The sequence below is a fragment of the Allgaiera indica genome, assembly GCF_900106675.1.
GTDB classification, from domain to species: Bacteria; Pseudomonadota; Alphaproteobacteria; order Rhodobacterales; family Rhodobacteraceae; genus Acidimangrovimonas; species Acidimangrovimonas indica.
On record NZ_FNOB01000010.1, the window covers coordinates 1 to 20,211 of the forward strand.

Consider the following 20,211-nt stretch of genomic DNA (forward strand, 5'->3'; position numbering starts at 1 on the left):
CTTGGTGTTCATGCCGCCCTTTGTCCGGCCAATCAGGCGTCCACGCCCCCCTTTTTCACGCCCATGCTGGTCGCTGTTCGGTGTGCCTTCAGGTAAGTGGCGTCGATCATCACAGTCTTCTTTTCGCCATGCTCGGCGGCCAGACCGGCCATCATCCGGGCGAAGATGCCCTTGTCACTCCACCGTTTCCAACGGTTGTACAGCGTCTTGTGCGGCCCATAGGCAGCAGGGGCATCGCGCCACCGTAAACCATTGCGATTGATAAAAATAATTCCACTCAACACGCGCCGATCATCAACGCGGGGTTTGCCGTGTGACTTGGGGAAGAAGGGCTCAAGACGCGCCATCTGCGCATCCGTCAGCCAGAAGAGATCAGACATGTTCACCGCTCGTTTTTCGAACTGTGAATCACGCGGCCAACCGGAAATCAATGGGTCCTGACCCTAGGCGCCCAAGGCACCCGCACCGGGCGACAATGGGACCTGGTCGCGCCCCAGGCCGCCAATTCGGGGGTTTCCCAATCCCCCCGATCCGCATTAGGTTCCGCGCCGAATGGAACCCGAGGCACGGACAATGCGCCCAGAGACCGGCGGCCCGCACCGCTCTGCCCTGCTGGCACTCTATCTCGGATTCAGCCGCCTCGCGCCGCCGCTGTTCCGTCGCGCCCAGCGTCGGCGCCTGGCGCAGGGCAAGGAGGACCCGGCGCGCGCAGCCGAGCGCTGGGGCCATGCCGCCGGCCCGCGCCCCGAGGGTCCGCTGATCTGGTTCCACGCAGCCAGCGTCGGCGAAAGCCTCTCGCTTCTCGGTCTGGTCGATGCGCTGCATGGCGCGCGCCCCGATCTGCGCGTTCTGGTCACCACCGGCACCGTCACCTCGGCCGCACTGATGGAGGACCGGCTGCCCGCCTTCGCCAGCCATGCCTTCGCTCCCTACGATACACCGGGCGCGATCAGGCGGTTCCTTGACCACTGGCGCCCCGACGTCGCCATCTGGGCGGAAAGCGAACTTTGGCCGCGCATGGTCCATGACACCCATGCCCGCGGCATCCCGATGCTGTTGATCAACGCCCGGCTGTCCGAGGCCTCGGCGAAGGGCTGGGCCCGGGCCCGCGGCCTTGCCCGCGCCATGCTGGGCCGGTTCGACGCGATCCTGGCGCAGGACGATCAGACCGCGCGCCGGCTGACCGCGCTGGGCGCCCCGGCCGCGCGGGTGCGGGTCACCGGCACGCTGAAGGAAGACGCCGCGGCGCCCGATTGCGACCCGGCCGAACTTGCCCGCCTGCAGGCATTGCTGGGCGCGCGTCCGCGCTGGCTGGCCGCCTCGACCCATCCGGGCGAAGAAGAGGTCGCCGCCAAGGCCCACCGCGCCTTTCCCGACCACCTGCTGATCCTCGCGCCGCGCCACCCCGAACGCGGCGCGGCACTTGCGGCAGAGCTGCGCGCGGCGGGCTGGACCGTCGCGCAACGCGCGGCGGGCGAGGATCCGGGCCCCGAGACCCGGATCTACCTGGCCGACACGCTGGGCGAGATGGGGCTGTGGTTCCGCCTCGCGCCGATCAGCTTCGTCGGCGGTTCGCTGACCGAGGTCGGCGGCCACAACCCCTATGAACCCGCGGCGTTGCATTCGGCCATCCTGCACGGGCCGCATGTGGCGAATTTCGCGCCGATCTACGCCCGCCTCGCCGCCGCCGACGGCGCGCTGGAGGTGCGCGACGCGGAAAGTCTGGCGCAGGCGCTGGCGGCGCTTTCTTCCGCCGGGGCGGCCCAGGCTCAGGCCGAGCGCGCCCGCGACGCGGCGACCGAGGCCGCCGGCGCCACCCGCACCGCGCTGGAAACGATCCTGTCGGCACTCGACCGCCCCGGCCCGGCCGAGGTGCTGGTGACCAACCTTCACCGCCGCTTCACCGGTGTCTCGGCCACCGCCGCCGCGGTCACCGCGCGGCACGCACGGCAGGGCCGTGCGGTCGCGCCAGTGGGCCAGCCGCTGCCGGGCTGCCCGGAACCGATGCCTGCCCGCGCGGCGCTGGCGCTGTCGCGCCGCCCGCCGCCGGGCCGCCGCTTCCGCATCTGGCATGTGCGCCGCGACCCCGAGATGGCACTGGCGATCCTGGCGCGCGATCTGCTGCGCCTGCCGATCCGCACGGTCTTCACCTCTGCCGCGATCCGGCGCCATTCGGCCCTGCCGCGCTGGATGATCTCGCGCATGGATGCGGTCATCGCCACGACCGAACGCGCCGCAAGCTTCGTGCCCAACACCACGGCGATCGTGCCGCACGGCGTTGATACCGCCCGTTTCGCCCCCGCCTCGGACCGCGCCGCCGCCTGGGCCGCGCTGGGCCATGGCGGCACACGTGGCATCGCCACCGTCGGCCGGATCCGCCCCGAGAAGGGCACCGACACCTTCGTCGCCGCGATGATCCGTCTGCTGCCCGAGATGCCCGGCACGACCGCCCTGGTGATCGGGGCGGCGAAGCCCCGGGACCAGCCTTTCCTGGACCGGCTGAAGACCCAGGTCGCCGCCGCCGGGCTGTCCGACCGCATCCTCTTTGTCGGCGAGATCCCCGCCGACCGGATGCCGAAGACGATGCGCGCGCTCAGCCTGCTGATCGCCACCCCGCGCTACGAAGGCTACGGTATGACCCCGCTCGAGGCGATGGCCGCCGCGGTTCCCTGCGTGCTGACCGAGACCGGCAATTTCGAGGCCTTCATCGGCAATGCCGACGCCGGCCGCATGGTCCCCTTCGGCGATGCCGAGGCCGCCGCCGAGGCCGCCCGCGCGCTGCTTGCCACCGGCCCCGCCGCGGGCGCCGCCGCGCGCACGCGCGCCGAAACCCTGTTCTCCCTGGACCGAGAGGCCGACGCGATCTGGAAGGTCTACGAAACGCTCTGGTCGGCGCCGGAACACCCCTGATCCACTTTCACTTTGGCGAAAATATCCCGGGCGCCGATCACGGCCCCGCAGCGGGTGCGGCGCGGGCCTCGGGGGGCAGCGCCCCCGCCCCGCGGCGCAGCCTCAGGCCAGCGGATCCTGCCACCATTCGGGAATGTCCTTCCAGCGCCGGTGAATCCAGAACCATTGCTCGGGATGCGCGCGGGTCAGGCGCTCAAGGCTGTCATTCATCGCCTGGGTCATCACCGCCGGATCGCCATGCTCGATCGGCGCCTCGACCACGATGTCGAAGGTCAGCCCGTCGGCCCGCCGGACGCCATAGGTCGGCACCACCAGCGCGTCGTATTTCAGCGCCAGATCCGCCGCCGACAGCGCCGTCAGCGCATCCTGGCCGAAGAACTGCAGCCGCGCACCGGTCTGCATCCATTGGTCCATCAACAGACCCAGCATCCCGCCGCCACGCAGGAATTTCACCATTTCGGCCATACCCCGACGCCCGCGCGCAAACAGCGGCGTGCCGATGCGCGATATGGCACGGACGTAATGATCGTTGAAGAACGGGTTCGACATCGGGCGGTAGAGCGCGCCGATGTTGTAGCCCCGCGCGATCAGCGCCGCGCGGCTGGCGTCGTAATTGCCGAAATGCCCGGTCACCAAGATCACCGGCCGCCCCGCCGCATGGGCCGCGTCCAGCGCCGCAAGCCCCGGCCCGGTCGGCGCCGACGCGGTACACCGGGCGACGAATTCCGCCCCCGAATAGATCTCGATCAAGGTGCGGCCCACGTTGTCGGGCACGGCGCGTTCCAGCCGGCGGACCTCTGCCTCGGGCAGATCGGGCAGCACCTTGGCCAGGTTCTCGCGCACCCTGCGCCGGTATCCGGCCAGCGGCGCAACCAGGCGCGACATCAACCAGCCGCACAGCGGCACACGCCAGGAATAGGGAAGCAGCAACAGTGCCCCTAGAACGCCCCGAAACAGACGGTCCTGCAGCCAGGGGCTCAGCCCGCGTCCTTCGGATGTCGTCATGCGCTAGAGGGCCTTGCGGCTAGGAAAAGAATGGTGCGGTCGAGAAGACTCGAACTTCCACGGGAGTTACCCCACAGCGACCTCAACGCTGCGCGTCTACCAATTCCGCCACGACCGCACTGCCTTGGCTTGATGCGCCGTCTCTTAGCCGAGCGCCCGGCGGATGTGAAGAGGATATTTCGGCGCCCGCGCGGGCAAACCGGCGCGGGCCGGCGCGGCGTTTCCCGCCCGCCCGGCGGCGCATGTCGCGGCACTGCCGGCCTGCGCCCGCCGCGCAGGTGGTTGCAATTCGGGCCCCGATCATCACATCACTGCCCAGATGACTGTACAACGCGGGCGCGCGGCATGGCGGCCCCGCGACCAGGAAGGACCAACGCGATGGTGGAATGGCGCCATTGGCCGGGGCGGGTGCCCTATGAGGCGGCTCTGGCCGCGATGGAGGAACGCGTCGCGCGAATCGCCGCCGGCGAGGCGGACGAGGCCGTCTGGCTGCTGGAACATCCGCCGCTGTACACTGCCGGCACCTCGGCCCGTCCCGAGGATCTGGTCGAGCCCGACCGCTTTCCGGTGTTCTCCGCCGGGCGCGGCGGGCAATACACCTATCACGGCCCGGGCCAGCGGGTCGCCTATGTGATGCTCAACCTCAACACCCGCGGCCGCGACGTGCGCTGCTTCGTGCGCCAGCTCGAGGATTGGGTAATCGCCGCGCTTGCCGAGTTCAACGTCAAGGGCGAGATCCGCGACGGCCGCGTCGGCGTCTGGGTGCAGCGCCCCGAGCGCCCGCCCGGCCCCGATGGCGAGGTGCCCGAGGACAAGATCGCCGCGATCGGGGTGAAACTGCGCCGCTGGGTCAGCTTCCATGGCCTGTCGATCAATGTCGAACCGGACCTTAGCCATTTTTCCGGCATCATCCCCTGCGGCATTCGCGATCACGGCGTGACCAGCCTGGTCGATCTGGGCCTGCCGGTGACGATGGAGGATGTGGATACCGCGCTGCGACACACCTTCGAGCGTGTCTTTTCCGCCCCGCCCGGAGGCGCCTGCGGCGAAGCCTCTCTTCCCTTTCGACCGAAGATGAATATGGTCGAAAGGCGCAACGAGTGACGAGGAGACGCCCGACATGAAACTTCATTTCCTTACCGCGCTGAGTGTGATCGCGCTGGCCAGCCCCGCCTTTGCCGCCGGCGACGCGGCGAAGGGCGAAAAGACCTTCCGCATGTGCAAAGCCTGCCATGCGATCACCGGACCGGAGGACAAGACGATCGTCCGCGGTGGTAGGGTGGGCCCGAACCTTTACGGCGTGATCGGCCGCAAGGCGGCAAGCGAACCGGGCTACAATTACGGCGCCGGAATCAAGGAAGCGGCGGAAAAGGGCCTGGTCTGGAACGAGGAAAATCTTGCCGAATACGTCAAGAACCCGACCGAATTCCTTGAAAAGTACACCGGCGATGGCGCCGCGCGCAGCAAGATGACCTTCAAGCTGCGCCGGGGCGGCGAGGACGTCGCGGCCTATCTGGCCTCGGTCGCGAAGCAATAAAGCGCGGCGCCGGGGGTTTCACGCCCCCGCCCCGCCCCGCCCCCGCGGGATATTTCCTAAAGAAAGAAAGTGGACGCGGCTCCGCACATGCAGGCATGTCTCGCCGGCGGAAGAGGCATGCAACGCGGCCGCAGGCTGCGGCATCGCGCCGCAGAGAGGGGTAATTCCGGCCCATCCGCGCGGCATTTCCGCCCTTCCAGGCACTGAACGATTGTTTTTCCATACGTCGTGCGCTCTAAAATGTGATCTTATATGATCATCGCGTGTGGCGGATCCACGTGCGGCGACGTCAGGAATGGGAGGCACTTCATGGCGGACGCAACCGTTCGGACACAGGACGGGCATGATCCTCGCGGCTTCTTCACCCGCTGGTTCATGTCGACCAATCACAAGGACATCGGGATTCTCTATCTGTTCACGGCTGCGGCGGTGGGCTTCATTTCGGTGGTCTTCACCGTCTACATGCGGATGGAGCTGATGGCACCCGGCACGCAGTTCATGTGCGCCGAGGGGATGCGCCTGATCCCGGCGGGCAATTGCGCGCCCGACGGCCACCTGTGGAACGTGATCATCACCGCGCATGGCATCCTGATGATGTTCTTCGTGGTGATCCCGGCGCTGTTCGGGGGGTTTGGCAACTACTTCATGCCGCTGCAGATCGGCGCGCCGGACATGGCCTTTCCGCGGATGAACAACCTGTCCTACTGGCTGTATGTCGCGGGCACCGCGCTGGCCATCGCGTCGGTCTTCGCCCCGGGGCAGGAAAATCAGGCGGGGTCGGGCGTGGGATGGGTGCTTTATCCGCCGCTCTCGACCCAGCCCGGGGGCTATTCGATCGACCTGGCCTTCTTTGCCGTGCACCTGTCGGGGGTGTCGTCGATCCTGGGGGCGATCAACATGATCACCACCTTCCTGAACATGCGCGCACCGGGGATGACGCTGCACAAGGTGCCGCTGTTTCCTTGGTCGATCTTCGTCACCGCCTGGCTGATCCTGCTGTCGTTGCCGGTGCTTGCCGGCGCGATCACCATGCTGATCACCGATCGCAACTTCGGCACCACCTTCTTCGATGCGGCCGGCGGCGGCGATCCGGTGCTGTATCAGCACATCCTGTGGTTCTTCGGCCACCCCGAGGTCTACATCATCATCGTCCCGGGCTTCGGCATCATCAGCCATGTGATCGCCACCTTCTCGAAGAAGCCGATCTTCGGCTACCTGCCGATGGTCTACGCCATGGTTGCGATCGCGGTGCTGGGCTTCGTGGTCTGGGCGCACCACATGTACACCGTGGGCCTGTCGCTGACGCAGCAAAGCTATTTCATGCTGGCGACGATGGTGATCGCGGTCCCCACCGGCGTGAAGGTATTCAGCTGGATCGCCACGATGTGGGGCGGCTCGATCGAGTTCAAGACACCGATGCTGTTCGCCGTCGGCTTCCTGTTCCTGTTCACCGTCGGCGGCGTGACCGGCGTGATCCTGAGCCAGGCGGCGGTCGACCGCTACTATCACGACACCTATTATGTCGTGGCGCATTTCCACTATGTGATGAGCCTGGGCGCCGTCTTCGCGATCTTTGCGGGCATCTATTTCTGGATCGGCAAGATGTCGGGCCGGCAATACCCGGAATGGGCCGGCAAGCTGCATTTCTGGGGCATGTTCATCGGCTCGAACCTGACCTTCTTCCCGATGCACTTCCTCGGCCGCCAGGGCATGCCGCGCCGCTACAGCGACTACCCCGAGGCCTTCTCGCTGTGGAACCACGTCGCCTCGATCGGCGCCTTCATCGCCTTCGCCTCCTTCGTGTGGTTCATCGGGGTGGTGGCCTACACGCTGTTTAGGGGCGCGAAGGTGACTCAGAACAACTACTGGAACGAATATGCCGACACGCTGGAATGGACCCTGCCCAGCCCGCCGCCGGAACATACGTTCGAGATCCTGCCGAAACCGTCGGATTGGGATCACAGCCGCTCCCATTAGGCGGGCCGCGCGTGCCCTACGAATGGGTCAGAAAACCAGAAGGGGCTTCGGAAGGATCCGAGGCCCCTTTTCCGTCGCCGACCGCCGAGCTGCACCTCTGGCCCCATCGCTCCTTGCCCCGGCGCGGCTTTGCGTGGGTGATCGCGATCATGGCCACCTTCCTGGCGTTGCCGCTCCTCGAGGTGCTGGGCACGCCGCTGCTTTGGGGGCTGTTGCCCTTCGTGCTTCTGGCCGGGGCCGGGCTATGGCTGGCGTTGAAGCGCAGCTACAGGGACGGGCAATTGATCGAGGAATTGCACCTGACACCCGAAAGCATTCGCCTGACCCGCCATAATACCCGCGCGCCGCGCCAGGTCTGGGAGGCCAACCCCTACTGGGTGGTGCTGCATCTGCACCCGACCGAGGGCCCGGTTCCGCAATACCTGACGCTAAGCGGCGCCGGCCGAGAGGTGGAGCTGGGCGCCTTCCTGACGCCAGAGGAACGGACGCGCCTGCACGGCGAACTCGCCCAAGCACTGGCACGGATCAGATCCGGCTGACCCATGTCGCCCGGATCCGGGGTCTCCGGGGTACGCTGAAAACAGTGGCCTCCCGGATTCACGCTGGCGGAAACCTCCCCGGGGGCACAGGCCGGCAGCCCCCCCGCAAGCCGCGCCTCAGCCCAGCCGGTCCTTGACCATCGGCCCGACCGCGCCGAAATCCATCTGGCCGGTGTATTTCGCCTTCAGCGCCGCCATGACCCGCCCCATGTCGCGGATCGAGCTGGCACCGGTTTCGGCGATCGCCGCATCCACGGCCGCGGCGATCTCTTCCTGCCCCAGCTGACGCGGCAGGTATTCCTCGATTACCGCGATCTCGGCGCGCTCCTTCTCGGCCAGCTCCAGCCGACCGCCTTCCTCATAGGCACGCGCGCTTTCCTGGCGCTGCTTCACCATGCGGCCCAGGATCGCCAGTATCTCGGCATCGGTGACCCCGCGTTCGCCCCCCTCGCCGCGCAGCGCGATCCCCTTGTCCTTGATCGCGGCGTTGATCAGACGCAGGGTGGAAAGGCGCTCGGCCTCCCTCATCTTCATCGCGTCCTTAAGCGACGCGGAGATCTGCTCTTGCAGGCTCATCGGTCGGACTTTCCCTTGCCTCGGTCATGACTTGGTCGGCGCCCTCCGGGGCCAAGCGGTCAAGATAATGACTAGCCGGATGGCTTTCAACCTATACCTTAGAGGAAAGCCATTGAAAATACTGACTAAATCAATTCACCACAGGGCCTTGACCCGCCCAGGCCCTCCCCTTAGTTTGCCGAAGATTTGAGCCGAGGAGTCGCCTCATGCCGCTACGCCAGCCGCAAACCGCGCCGCATCCCACCGCCTGTCTCGCCCTGGCGGACGGGACGATCTTCTATGGCCAAGGGTTCGGCGCCACCGGCGTGACCGTGGCGGAACTGTGCTTCAACACCGCGATGACCGGCTATCAGGAGATCATGACCGATCCGTCCTACGCCGGCCAGGTCGTGACCTTCACCTTTCCCCATATCGGCAATGTCGGCGTCAACGAGGACGATGACGAAACCGCCGAACCGGTGGCCGAGGGCATGGTGGTGAAATGGGATCCGACGGTGCCGTCGAACTGGCGCGCCACCGCTGATCTGACAGATTGGCTGCGACGCAAGGGCCGGATCTGCATCGGCGGCGTCGATACCAGGCGCCTGACCCGGGCGATCCGCCAGCAGGGCGCCCCGCACGTGGCGCTGGCCCATGATCCGGACGGCAAGTTCGACATCGCCGCGCTGGTCGCCAAGGCGCGCGCCTGGAAGGGGCTGGTCGGGCTTGATCTGGCGAAGGATGTCACCTGCGCGCAAAGCTATCACTGGGACGAAATGCGCTGGGCCTGGCCCGAGGGCTATACCAAGCGCACCACCCCCGGCCACAAGGTCGTGGCGATCGACTATGGCGCGAAGCGCAACATCCTGCGCTGCCTGGCCTCGGCCGGATGCGACGTGACGGTCCTGCCGGCCACCGCGACCGCCGACGATGTTCTGGCGCAGAATCCGGACGGCGTGTTCCTGTCCAACGGGCCGGGGGATCCGGCGGCGACCGGTGAATATGCCGTGCCGACGATCAAGGCGATCCTGGCCGCGGAGATTCCCGTCTTCGGGATCTGCCTGGGCCACCAGATGCTGGCCCTGGCGCTGGGCGCGAAGACCGTGAAGATGAACCACGGCCATCACGGCGCCAACCATCCCGTCAAGGACCGCGAGACCGGCAAGGTCGAGATCACCAGCATGAACCATGGCTTCACCGTGGACAGCCAGACCCTGCCCGCCGATGTCGTGGAAACCCACGTCAGCCTGTTCGACGGCTCGAACTGCGGCATCAGGGTGGCGGGCAAGCCGGTGTTCTCGGTCCAGTACCATCCCGAGGCCAGCCCCGGCCCCCAGGACAGCTACTACCTGTTCGAGCGCTTCTCCGAGGCGATGCAGGCCCGCCGCGCCGGCTGAACCCGGGTAGGCCTGGCCGCCGGCCGACGCGGAAACAGGTGCGACGCGTTAGCATTAACGACAAATTAAGTAAATTTGCCCGATCCTGCGCCGGCAGAGAACGGGTAAGGCATGGTCACGAAAATCCGAGCCATTTCCGGCGGCGCCACACAGCGCGGGGTTTCGGCACGCGGTGAATCGCAGCGGCTGACCGACGTGCTGATCGAGATGGGCGCGCTCGACCCCGCCGAGGAGCCCCCCGCCGTGGCCCTGGCCGCCCGGCAGGAGGCGCGGCTTGCCGATATCCTGTTCTACCAGGGGCTGGTCGGCGCGCCGCAGCTTCTTGCCGCCCAGGCGCGGCTTTTCGGGACCGAGGCGATCGACCCGCACGCAAGCCCCCCGGACCCGCGGCTGATCGATCGTTTCGGGGCGCATCGCTGCTTGCGCGAGGCGCTGGTCCCCTGGGCGCGGATCGGCGGCGCGGTGATGATCGCCACCGCCCGGCCCGAGATGTTCGAACGCCACCGGGCAGAGCTGCGGGCGCTGTTCGGACCCGTGGTGATGCGCCTTGCGCCGGAAGCCGAACTGACACGGGCGGTCCTGGCACTGCGCGCGCCCGCCCTGTCGCACCGCGCCGAGGGCCGCGTGGCCGAGGCCGAAAGCTGTCGGCCATGGCAACATGGGCGGGCCCGGGCCCTGGTGGTCGGCATGATGCTGGTCATCGCCGCGGGCCTGATCCTTGCACCAGCGCATGCGCTGCTGCTGCTGGGCGCCTGGGCCAGCCTGGCCATGACCAGCACGATCGTGATGAAAGCAATGGCCGCGTTGGCGATGATGCGCGGAAACGGCCGCCCGCCCCCCCGGGACGAAGCACCCGCCGAGCATCCGCAGATCGCCCGGCTACCCTGTGTCTCGATCATGGTGCCGCTCTACCATGAACCCGATATCGCGCCGCGGCTGATCCGACGCCTCGGCCGGCTCGACTATCCGCGCGAATTGCTCGACGTCCTTCTGCTGGTCGAGGCCGAGGACCGGCGCACACTGGAAACCCTGCGCCGCCATGGGCTTCCGCCCTGGATGCGCGTTGCCATCGCGCCGGCGGGCAAGCTGAAGACCAAGCCCCGGGCGCTGAATTTCGGGCTCGACCTCTGCCGCGGGTCGATCGTCGGCGTCTGGGACGCAGAGGACGCCCCGGATCCGCAGCAGATACATGACGTCGTCCGCCGCTTCCACGAGCGCGGCGCCGAAGTCGCCTGTCTTCAGGGGCAGCTGGATTATTTCAACCCGCGCACCAACTGGCTGGCCCGTTGCTTCACCATCGAATACGCGACCTGGTTTCGTGTGGTGCTTCCCGGGATCGAGCGGCTGGGCCTGGCGATTCCGCTGGGGGGAACGACACTGTTCTTTCGCCGCGCCGCGCTTGAGGCGCTGGACGGCTGGGATGCGCACAACGTCACCGAGGACGCCGACCTGGGGATGCGGCTGGCACGGCATGGCTACCGTGCCGAGATGATCGAGACTGTGACCGGCGAAGAGGCGAATTGCCGCCTTCTGCCCTGGATCCGGCAGCGCTCGCGTTGGCTGAAGGGGTTCATGATGACCTGGGCGGTGCACAACCGGGCGCCGCGCGAAACCCTGCGCCAACTGGGATGGAAGAAATTCCTGGGACTACAGGTGCTGCTTTTGGCAACGCTTTCCCAGGTCGTCCTTGCCCCCGTATCGTGGAGCTTCTGGTTGCTGGCCCTGGGCCTCGCCCATCCGCTGGCGGGGCTGCCGGCCTGGGCGGGGCAAAGCTTGATCGTGCTGTTCCTGTCCAGCGAGGCGGTCAATCTGGTTGTGGGGGTCTATGCCTGCCGCGGACGCCGGCATCGGTTCCTGATCCCCTGGGTACCGACGCTGACGCTGTATTTCCCGCTCGCCACGCTGGCCGCCTACAAGGCGCTGTGGGAACTGGTGACCCGGCCCTTCTATTGGGACAAGACGGCACACGGGCTGTTCGATATTGGCGATCTGGAATCGCAACCGCCCCTTAGGTCCGCCGAACGGCGCAGGCATTCAAACGGGCCGAACGGCGCCGTCCGTCGGACGTGAACCCGCGCCAGGCCCGATCTCGGCGCAGCGGGCGGACATGTCCATTCCCAAACTTGCCGCGCGGCACGCCCGCCCCTCCCCGGGACGCGTCCTGTCGCGACGACCCCGCCGGCGGTCTTATGGCCGCATTTGTCCCCGGGGGCCGGCCGTGCCGGGGCACCGGCCGGATCCGCGCCTCGCGACGCCCGAGCAGCATGACGGCAGCGGGCCCATGGCCAGGCCTTCGGACGGCCCCCGCCGCGCCGCGCCCTTCAGTGTCCGCGCGGCTGCAATTCCCCGGCATCCAGCTTCAACCGGGTCTCGAAGGCCTTCGAGATATGGCGGCGCAGCGTCTCGGCGGCGGCGGTTTCGTCGCGCGCCGCGATCGCCGCGACGATCGCGTCATGTTCGTCCAGCGCCACCTCGTCCCTGCCCTCGGCCGCGAAGGAGGTGGTTGCCAGCAGCGCCATGGAGCGGTGCACAAGATCAAGCTGCTGCACCAGGAACCGGTTGTGCGATGCCAGGTGGATCTGCTTGTGGAACCGCCGGTTGGCGCGGCTCAGCGCCTGGGCGTCGCCCAGCATCCGCCGGTCGGCGACCGCCATGTCGCGCAGCACCCGGATCTCTTCGTCGCTGGCGTGGCGGGCGGCCAGGCGCGCGGCCAGGGCCTCCAACTCGGTCCGCACGGCGTAAAGCTCGGCCAACTGGTTGTGATCAAGCGAGGCCACGATCAGGCTGCGCCCGTCGCGCGTCAGCATGGATTGCGTCTCAAGCCGCTGCAACGCCTCGCGGATCGGCGTGCGCGAGACACCGAAGCGTTCGGCCAATTCCGATTCCACCAGCCGGTCGCCGGGACGGTAAAGCCCGGTGTCGATCGCCTCGAGGATCAGCGAATAGGCATCCTTCTGGACGGGCTTGAGATCCTGCATCCTGTTCTCCGGCGCGCCAGCGCGCGATCGTGAAAGCCTAGCCGTGGGCGCCGGTGCCTTCAAGCCCGCGGCAACACCCCCCGGGGGGCCTGCCGCCGCCCCCGATAGCCCCCCCTTGCCGCCCCGCCACGGCGGGCCTAGGGTCCGGCCATGGTCGCGCAGCATTTTTCCCATGTCCGTGCCTGGGTCTTCGACCTGGACAACACACTTTACCCGCCCGAGGCCCGGCTCTTCGACCAGATCGAGGTGAAGATGACCGCCTGGGTCATGCAAAGCCTCGGCGTCCCCCGGGCCGAGGCCGACCGCCTGCGCCACCATTACTGGGCGACTTACGGCACCACCCTGGCCGGGCTGATGCGCGAACATGGCGTCGATCCCGGCCCCTATCTTGACGAGGTGCATGATATCTCGCTTGACCATCTGCAGCCCGACGCGGCACTGGCCGGCCATATCCGCGCCCTGCCCGGGCGCAAGATCGTCTATACCAACGGCTGCGCGCCCTATGCCGAACGCGTGCTGGCCGCGCGCGGCCTCGCGAACCTGTTCGACGCGGTCTACGGCGTCGAACACGCGGGTTTCCTGCCCAAACCCGAGCGCGCGGCGTTTGAGCGCATCTTCACCCGCGACGGCCTGTCGCCCGGTGAGGGCGCGATGTTCGAAGACGATCCGCGCAATCTGACGGCACCCCATGCGATGGGGATGCGTACCGTCCACGTCGCCCCGCGGCCCGAACCGGCACCCCATATCCACCACCATACCGCCGATCTGCGCGACTTCCTGTCGCGGATCTGATACCCCGAAGCCCCCTACTGCGGCCGCGACGCTTCGCCGCGCTGCGGCATCATGACGTTTCCGTGTGCGGACCAGAGCCGCTAGAACACCCCGGAATGCGAACAGGAGCCACGACATGACCGCCGCCGCGCTGCGCCGTACCTTCTTTGCCCTGCCGATCCTGGGCTGGATCGCCCGCGACATCGCCCACAAGGGCCAGGAAAACATCTGGTACGCACTGCTGACCTTCGTCAGCCTGGTCGCGATCGCGACGATCCTGTGGGGCCTGCCCGCCCTGTCGCTAAGCGCCCTGGCCATGGTGCCGGTGATGATGGCGCTGCTGGTCCGCATCGCCGCCGGCTGAGGCGCCCCCCTCCGCACAACCTTCCCGCGCCGCCCGCACCCGCCCGCAGCCGCCCGCAGCCGCCGGCGGGCAAAGCCTTTCCCCGCCCCGCGCCCGGGTCTAAGTTGCCGCGCAGGTATCGCGCAGGAACGGAGGCGGCGATGGAACGTGAAACGGTCGATATCCTGATCTCGGGCGGCGGCGTCGCCGGGCTGACGGCGGCGGCTGCCTTCGGAACCGCCGGCTATTCGGTGCTATGCGTCGATCCCGCGCCGCCGGTCACCTCGGAACAGGACGAGGGCGCCGATCTGCGCACCACCGCCTTTCTGCAACCCTCTGTCCCCGTGCTTACCGCCGCCGGGCTGTGGGAGCGGCTGGAACCCTTCGCGACGCCGCTGCAGATCATGCGTATCGTGGACGCGGGCGGCGACACGCCAGAGCCGCGGGTGATCAAGGATTTCGACGCCGCCGACATTTCCGACCAGCCCTTCGGCTGGAACCTGCCCAACTGGCTTTTGCGGCGCGAGATGGTGGCGCGGCTGGAACAGATCGAAACCGCCCAGTTCCGTCCCGGTACCGGCACGCGCTCGGTCCTGACGCGAGACAACGAGGTGCTGGTGACGCTGTCCGACGGCGCCCAGGTCTCGGCACGGCTGCTGATTGGCGCGGACGGGCGCAATTCGGCGGTGCGCGAAGCGCTGGGCATTGGCGCGCGCACCATCCGCTACGGCCAGAAGGCGCTTGCCTTCGCAGTGACGCACCCGATCCCGCATGCCAATGTCTCGACGGAGATCCACCGCTCTGGCGGCCCCTTTACCCTGGTGCCGCTACCCGACCGCGACGGGTATCCCTGTTCCGCCGTGGTCTGGATGGAACGCGGCCCCGAGGCCCAGCGCCTGGCCGCCCTGCCCGAGGCCGAATTCGAGGCCGCGATGTCGGAACGATCGTGCCACCTGTTCGGGCCGCTGAAGCTTGCCAGCCGCCGCAGCGTCTGGCCGATCATCAGCCAGATCGCGCAGCGGATGACGGGCGCGCGCACCGCGCTGATGGCCGAGGCCGCCCATGTCGTGCCGCCGATCGGCGCCCAGGGCCTGAACATGAGCCTCGCCGACCTGCGGGTGCTGCTGGAACTGGTCGAGGGTCATCCCGGCGACATCGGCGCGGCGTCGGTGCTGGAAAGCTACCACCGCCGCCGCCACCCCGAAGTGCTGGCACGGGTGACCGGGATCGACGCGCTGAACCGGGCCTCGATGCTGGGGGGGCAGGGGCTGCGCGATCTGCGCGCAGGCGCGCTGAATGCGCTTTATTCCCTCGCCCCGGTGCGCAAGACCTTGATGCGCGCCGGGCTGGGAATGCGCTGACCGGAGGCCCCGGCGGCGCCGCACGGGGTGGGCCGGACGAGGGGCGTCAGAGCACCTCGTCCATCACCTCTTTCAGCCGCGTGATCGTGCCGTCCACATCATAGAGCTTGTCCAACCCGAACAGGCCCAGCCGGAAGGTGCGAAAACCTTCGGGCTCATCGCATTGCAGCGGCACGCCGGCCGCGATCTGCAAACCCTTGGCCGCGAATTTCTTGCCGTTCTGGATATCGGGATCGTCGGTATAGCTGACCACCACGCCCGGCGCGCCGAAACCCTCGGCCGCGACCGAGCGCACGCCGTTCGCCGCCAACATCGCCCGCACGCCCTCGCCCAACTTCCACTGAGCCGATTTCAGCCGGTCGAAGCCATAGGCCCGGGTCTCAGCCATCGTGTCGCGGAAACCGGCCAGCGCATCGGTCGGCAGGGTGGCATGATAGGCATGGCCGCCGGCCTCATAGGCCTCCATGATCGCCAGCCACTTCTTCAGGTCCAGCGCGAAGCTGGTGGATTCGGTCGAATCGATGCGCGCCCGCGCCCTGTCCGACATCATCACCAAACCGGCCGATGGCGACGCCGACCATCCCTTCTGCGGCGCCGAGATCAGCACATCGACCCCCACCGCCTTCATATCCACCCAGACCGCGCCCGAGGCCACGCAATCCAGCACGAACAGCGCGCCCACATCGTGCGCCGCGGTCGCCAGTGCGCGCAGATAGCCGTCCGGCAGGATGATCCCGGCGGCGGTCTCGACATGCGGGGCGAAGACCACGTCGGGTTTCATGTCATGTATGCGCGCCACGACCTCGTCGATCGGCGCCGGCGCGAAAGGGGCCTGAACCTCGTTGCCGTTCTGGCGCGCCTTCATCGCCGTGGTCTCCGAAGCAAATCCCCCCGCCTCGAAGATCTGGCTCCACCGGAACGAGAACCAGCCATTGCGCACTACCAGCGCCTTGCGGCCGGAAGCGAACTGCCGTGCCACCGCCTCCATCGCGCAGGTGCCGCCGCCGGGCACCAGCGCCACCGAGGCCGCGTTGTAGACCTCCTTCAACATCGACGAGATATCGCGCATCACCGCCTGGAACCTCGCCGACATGTGGTTCAGCGACCGGTCCGTGAACACGACCGAGAATTCCTGCAGACCGTCGGGATCGACATCGGGGCGCAAAGCGGGCATGGGCCTCTCCATTCAGTTGCTGCCGAAGGTGTAGCCCGCCACCCCCAATCCGGCCAGCCCCTGATCTTCATCTTGGAAAAAATACTCCGGGGGAGTCGCGCCTGCGCGACGGGGGCAGAGCCCCCTGCCGGGGTGCCACAGGCACCTATCCGATCGGTCCCGGCAGGCGCTCTTCGCTCAACAGCACATTGGCATCGACCTGCCCGATCCCCGGCAAGGTCATGACCCGCCGCCGCAATACGCGTTCGAAATCCGCCAGATCGCGGGCTACCACGCGCAGTCGATAGTCATAGGCGCCCAGGATATACTGCACCGTCTGCACTTCGGGGATGGCACTGACGGCGCGCTCGAAGTCCTCCAGGCTCACCCGTCCCCGGGTCGCCAGCTTCACCCCCAGGAAGACGGTCACCGAAAATCCCAGCGCCTCGCGGTCGACCACCACCCGACGGGTGCGGATGACACCGGCCGAGGTCAGCCGCTTCAGCCGCCGCCAGGCCGCCGGCTGCGACAATCCGTAGCGTCGCCCCAACTCTCCGGCGGACAGCGTCGCATCCGCCACCAGCGCCCGCAGGAATGCCCGGTCGAGATCATCGAGCGCGATCACAACGGCAACCCCTCGGCCGACTTGATCACCGAGACATGCATCAGCGCCTCGATATCGGCGATATGGGGCAGGCCCAGGATCCGCTCGCGGTAGACCTGCTGGTAATGCGCCATGTCCCGCGCCACCAGATTCAGCCGCAGATCGACTTGACCCAGGAAAGTCTGGATCTCGATCACCTCGGGGATTTGACGTGCCTCGGCGATCAGCTCCTCAAAGGCGCGCGGCTGGGTCTTGTCGAGCGTCAGCCGCAGGCTCACCTCCACCTCGAAGCCCAGCGCGCGCCAGTCCAGCACCGCCTGCTGTCCCTTCAGCACGCCGCGTTCGCGCAATTTCTCGAGCCGGCGCCAGCACGTAGCGGTGGTCACCCCCGCCCGCGCGGCCAGATCGGGGGTGGACACATCCGGCTCTGCCATCAGCTGGCGCAGGATGCGGCGGTCGGTATCGTCGATCTGCATGAAATTTTCGTTATTATACAATTTTACACATGATATTTTCCATATTTCGCTGGGATGATCAAATCATGAACCGTAATTCGCCCAGATTTCTTTATCCTCCCCGATTGATGACGACCCAAGGAGAGAAGAATGCGCGTTTATTATGACCGCGATTGCGACATCAACCTGATCAAGGATAAGAAGGTCGCGATCCTCGGCTATGGCAGTCAGGGGCACGCCCACGCGCTGAACCTGCGCGATTCGGGGGCGAAGAACCTGGCGGTCGCGTTGCGCGAGGGTAGCCCTTCCGCGCAGAAGGCCGAAGCCGAAGGCCTGAAGGTCATGGGGATCGCGGAAGCCGCCGCCTGGTGCGACCTGATGATGTTCACCATGCCGGACGAGCTGCAGGCCGAAACCTACCGCAAATACGTCCACGACAATCTGCGCGAGGGCGCGGCGATCGCCTTCGCCCACGGCCTGAACGTGCATTTCGGCCTGATCGAGCCGAAGCCCGGCGTCGACGTGATCATGATGGCCCCGAAGGGCCCCGGCCACACGGTGCGCGGCGAATATGTCAAGGGCGGCGGCGTGCCCTGCCTTGTGGCGGTGCACAATGACGCCTCGGGCAAGGCGATGGAGATCGGGCTGTCCTATTGCTCGGCCATCGGCGGCGGCCGGTCGGGCATCATCGAGACCAACTTCCGCCAGGAATGCGAAACCGACCTGTTCGGCGAGCAGGCGGTGCTGTGCGGTGGCCTGGTGGAATTGATCCGCATGGGCTTCGAAACCCTGGTCGAGGCTGGCTATGAGCCCGAGATGGCCTATTTCGAATGCCTGCACGAAGTGAAGCTGATCGTGGATCTGATCTACGAGGGCGGCATCGCCAACATGAACTATTCGATCTCGAACACCGCCGAATACGGCGAATATGTCTCGGGGCCGCGCATCCTGCCCTATGCCGAGACCAAGGCGCGCATGAAGGAAGTGCTGGAAGACATCCAGTCGGGCCGCTTCGTGTCGAACTTCATGGCCGAAAATGCCGTGGGTCAGCCGTTCTTCAAGGCCACCCGCCGCCGCAACGACGAACACCAGATCGAGGCCGTGGGCGAAAAGCTGCGCGCCATGATGCCCTGGATCGGCGCCGGCAAGCTGGTCGACAAGGCCAAGAACTGAATTCCCCGTCAGGCCGGTCCCCCGGCCCTGACCGACTGGGCGCCCTTCGGGGCGCCCTTTTTCATCCGCGGTCCGGGTTCATCCGTGCTCCGGGGCCCTTCCCACACTTGGCGTCGCCCCCGTCCGGCCCCCGGCCCGCCGGCGGGAATTTCTGCCAAAGAGGATGGCAGCGGACGGGCCCGGTTTCCAGCGCAGCCAAACGCCCCCCGGGGACGCACCCGGCGGCCCCCGCGGCCACGGACACCCCGCGCGGGCCGCGGCACCGCCTTGCTCTGATTGACGTCTTCCCTCTGGCGCCCGCCCGCGTCTCACGCTAGCGAGAGCGCATGACCCGTGCGACACCCACCGACTGGCTGCTTCTCATCCTTCTGGGTGTCGTGTGGGGGGCTTCGTTCATGGGGGTAAAGCTGTCGCTCACCGGCTTCGGGCCGGCGCAGGTGGCGGCGATCCGGATCGCGCTGGGGGCGCTGGCGTTGACCGCCTTGGCCTATGGGCTGGGCAAGGGGCTGCCCGGGTTCGGCGCGCGCAGGCTTTGGCTGCATATCATCGGCATGGGGATGTTTTCCAACGCCTTCCCCTTCCTTCTCTTGGCCTGGGCGCAGAAATCGGTGACCTCGGGATTTGCCGGGATCACCATGGCGGTGGTGCCGCTTCTGGTGCTGCCGCTCGCCCATGTCTTCGTGCCGGGCGAAGAGCTGACCCGACGCAAGGGGATCGGCTTCATCGTCGGCTTCGCGGGCGTCGCGGCGCTGATCGGGCCGGCGGCTTTCGCCTCGACCGGCGCCGAAAGCGAAACCCTGGCACGGCTGGCTTGTATCGCCGCCGCCGGCTGCTATGCGATCGGTTCGATCATCACTCGCCGGGCGCCGCCCTCGAATCAGCTAAGCTTCGGCGCCGGCGCCCTGATCGCGGCCAGCTGCGTGATCGTCCCCGCCGCCCTGATCTGGGAACCGCGCCCCAGCCCCGACCCGACGGCGCTGGCGGCCGTGATCTACCTGGGCCTCTTTCCCACCGCGCTGGCCACGCTGATCCTGGTGCGGGTGATCACCTCTGCCGGGCCGACCTTCCTTACCCAGGTCAATTACCAGGTGCCGATCTGGTCGGTGCTGTTCGGCACCTTCCTGCTGCACGAGCAGATGCCCCCCACCTTCCTGATCGCGCTGGTCCTGATCCTGGCGGGCCTGGCGATATCGCGCGCGCCGGTCTGGCGCCGCCGTCCGTAACCGCCCCGGCCCCGCAACCACCTGGCCCGGCAACCACCTGGCCCGATGCGGAAAACCGCCGTTCCCCACCCCCCGACCGCCCGACCACACGGCGCCTTTGCGCCGGCAAAGGCCCCCCATCGGCCATCGGGCGCGCATTCTGCTGGCGGCCGCTCAGCGTGCCATTGATTTCGCGCCTGGGAATGCGCAGATGCTCCTCCGCTCTCCCTCGCATCGGGCGGGGAACGACT

The 20,211-nt window shown here is 67.5% G+C and carries 18 protein-coding genes, 1 tRNA gene and 1 pseudogene; 12 read left to right on the forward strand and 8 right to left on the reverse strand.

What is annotated here, in order from left to right; translation table 11 throughout:
- Nucleotides 1-380 (reverse strand): annotated as a pseudogene (locus BLV97_RS10585) (IS5 family transposase); the annotation flags it as partial.
- Between the two features lie 193 nt (nt 381-573).
- Here BLV97_RS10585 and BLV97_RS21860 point away from each other — a divergent pair.
- Nucleotides 574-2,910 (forward strand): glycosyltransferase N-terminal domain-containing protein, encoded by a 2,337-nt coding sequence (locus BLV97_RS21860; RefSeq protein WP_081825187.1) that lies wholly within the window; start codon nt 574-576, stop codon nt 2,908-2,910.
- Nucleotides 2,911-3,012: 102 nt separating this feature from the next.
- Here BLV97_RS21860 and BLV97_RS10595 read toward each other — a convergent pair whose 3' ends face one another.
- Nucleotides 3,013-3,915 carry a lysophospholipid acyltransferase family protein gene (locus BLV97_RS10595; RefSeq protein WP_035846234.1) on the reverse strand — a complete coding sequence of 301 codons (903 nt, stop codon included), beginning with the start codon at nt 3,913-3,915 and terminating at the stop codon, nt 3,013-3,015.
- Nucleotides 3,916-3,946: 31 nt separating this feature from the next.
- Nucleotides 3,947-4,033: transfer RNA gene (locus BLV97_RS10600), tRNA-Leu, on the reverse strand.
- Nucleotides 4,034-4,293: 260 nt separating this feature from the next.
- Between BLV97_RS10600 and lipB the strand changes: the two genes are divergently transcribed.
- From lipB to BLV97_RS10620, 4 genes are all read left to right on the forward strand, one after another.
- Nucleotides 4,294-5,019, forward strand: coding sequence for a lipoyl(octanoyl) transferase LipB (gene lipB / locus BLV97_RS10605; RefSeq protein WP_051646292.1), 726 nt, complete (start codon nt 4,294-4,296; stop codon nt 5,017-5,019).
- Nucleotides 5,020-5,035: 16 nt separating this feature from the next.
- Nucleotides 5,036-5,452: a c-type cytochrome gene (locus BLV97_RS10610; RefSeq protein ID WP_035846233.1), complete on the forward strand. Its 417-nt coding sequence runs from the start codon at nt 5,036-5,038 to the stop codon at nt 5,450-5,452.
- A 309-nt stretch (nt 5,453-5,761) separates the two neighbouring features.
- A complete protein-coding gene (locus BLV97_RS10615) occupies nt 5,762-7,429 on the forward strand; it encodes a cytochrome c oxidase subunit I (protein ID WP_035846231.1) in 1,668 nt (555 codons plus the stop codon).
- 11 nt (nt 7,430-7,440) lie between these two features.
- Nucleotides 7,441-7,968 carry a DUF2244 domain-containing protein gene (locus BLV97_RS10620; protein WP_035846229.1) on the forward strand — a complete coding sequence of 176 codons (528 nt, stop codon included), beginning with the start codon at nt 7,441-7,443 and terminating at the stop codon, nt 7,966-7,968.
- A gap of 117 nt (nt 7,969-8,085) precedes the next feature.
- Here the strand turns inward: BLV97_RS10620 and BLV97_RS10625 are convergent, their stop codons facing one another.
- Nucleotides 8,086-8,544 carry a GatB/YqeY domain-containing protein gene (locus BLV97_RS10625; protein ID WP_035846227.1) on the reverse strand — a complete coding sequence of 153 codons (459 nt, stop codon included), beginning with the start codon at nt 8,542-8,544 and terminating at the stop codon, nt 8,086-8,088.
- 206 nt (nt 8,545-8,750) lie between these two features.
- On the opposite strand from BLV97_RS10625, the gene carA reads away from it, so the two are divergent.
- Complete coding sequence (gene carA, locus BLV97_RS10630) at nt 8,751-9,920, forward strand: glutamine-hydrolyzing carbamoyl-phosphate synthase small subunit (RefSeq protein ID WP_035846226.1); 1,170 nt, start codon at nt 8,751-8,753, stop codon at nt 9,918-9,920.
- Nucleotides 9,921-10,031: 111 nt separating this feature from the next.
- On the forward strand, nt 10,032-11,990 hold the full coding sequence (locus BLV97_RS10635; protein ID WP_081825186.1) for a glycosyltransferase family 2 protein: 1,959 nt from the start codon (nt 10,032-10,034) through the stop codon (nt 11,988-11,990).
- A gap of 251 nt (nt 11,991-12,241) precedes the next feature.
- Here the strand turns inward: BLV97_RS10635 and BLV97_RS10640 are convergent, their stop codons facing one another.
- Nucleotides 12,242-12,898, reverse strand: coding sequence for a GntR family transcriptional regulator (locus tag BLV97_RS10640; RefSeq protein WP_035846224.1), 657 nt, complete (start codon nt 12,896-12,898; stop codon nt 12,242-12,244).
- Nucleotides 12,899-13,048: 150 nt separating this feature from the next.
- Between BLV97_RS10640 and BLV97_RS10645 the strand changes: the two genes are divergently transcribed.
- From BLV97_RS10645 to BLV97_RS10655, 3 genes are all read left to right on the forward strand, one after another.
- Complete coding sequence (locus BLV97_RS10645) at nt 13,049-13,690, forward strand: pyrimidine 5'-nucleotidase (RefSeq protein ID WP_035846223.1); 642 nt, start codon at nt 13,049-13,051, stop codon at nt 13,688-13,690.
- A 115-nt stretch (nt 13,691-13,805) separates the two neighbouring features.
- A complete protein-coding gene (locus BLV97_RS10650) occupies nt 13,806-14,033 on the forward strand; it encodes a hypothetical protein (protein ID WP_035846221.1) in 228 nt (75 codons plus the stop codon).
- Nucleotides 14,034-14,173: 140 nt separating this feature from the next.
- Nucleotides 14,174-15,373: a UbiH/UbiF family hydroxylase gene (locus BLV97_RS10655; RefSeq protein ID WP_035846220.1), complete on the forward strand. Its 1,200-nt coding sequence runs from the start codon at nt 14,174-14,176 to the stop codon at nt 15,371-15,373.
- A 46-nt stretch (nt 15,374-15,419) separates the two neighbouring features.
- Here the strand turns inward: BLV97_RS10655 and BLV97_RS10660 are convergent, their stop codons facing one another.
- From BLV97_RS10660 to BLV97_RS10670, 3 genes are all read right to left on the reverse strand, one after another.
- Complete coding sequence (locus tag BLV97_RS10660) at nt 15,420-16,547, reverse strand: aminotransferase class V-fold PLP-dependent enzyme (RefSeq protein WP_035846218.1); 1,128 nt, start codon at nt 16,545-16,547, stop codon at nt 15,420-15,422.
- A gap of 145 nt (nt 16,548-16,692) precedes the next feature.
- The gene (locus BLV97_RS10665) at nt 16,693-17,151 is read right to left on the reverse strand and encodes an Lrp/AsnC family transcriptional regulator (RefSeq protein WP_035846217.1); all 459 of its coding nucleotides are present in this window, start codon (nt 17,149-17,151) and stop codon (nt 16,693-16,695) included.
- Nucleotides 17,148-17,606 (reverse strand): Lrp/AsnC family transcriptional regulator, encoded by a 459-nt coding sequence (locus BLV97_RS10670; RefSeq protein ID WP_035846215.1) that lies wholly within the window; start codon nt 17,604-17,606, stop codon nt 17,148-17,150. The genes BLV97_RS10665 and BLV97_RS10670 overlap by 4 nt, the downstream gene beginning before the upstream one ends.
- A gap of 129 nt (nt 17,607-17,735) precedes the next feature.
- Between BLV97_RS10670 and ilvC the strand changes: the two genes are divergently transcribed.
- The gene (gene ilvC / locus BLV97_RS10675) at nt 17,736-18,758 is read left to right on the forward strand and encodes a ketol-acid reductoisomerase (RefSeq protein ID WP_035846214.1); all 1,023 of its coding nucleotides are present in this window, start codon (nt 17,736-17,738) and stop codon (nt 18,756-18,758) included.
- Between the two features lie 326 nt (nt 18,759-19,084).
- On the forward strand, nt 19,085-19,981 hold the full coding sequence (locus BLV97_RS10680; protein WP_035846212.1) for a DMT family transporter: 897 nt from the start codon (nt 19,085-19,087) through the stop codon (nt 19,979-19,981).
- Nucleotides 19,982-20,211 lie beyond the last annotated feature (230 nt).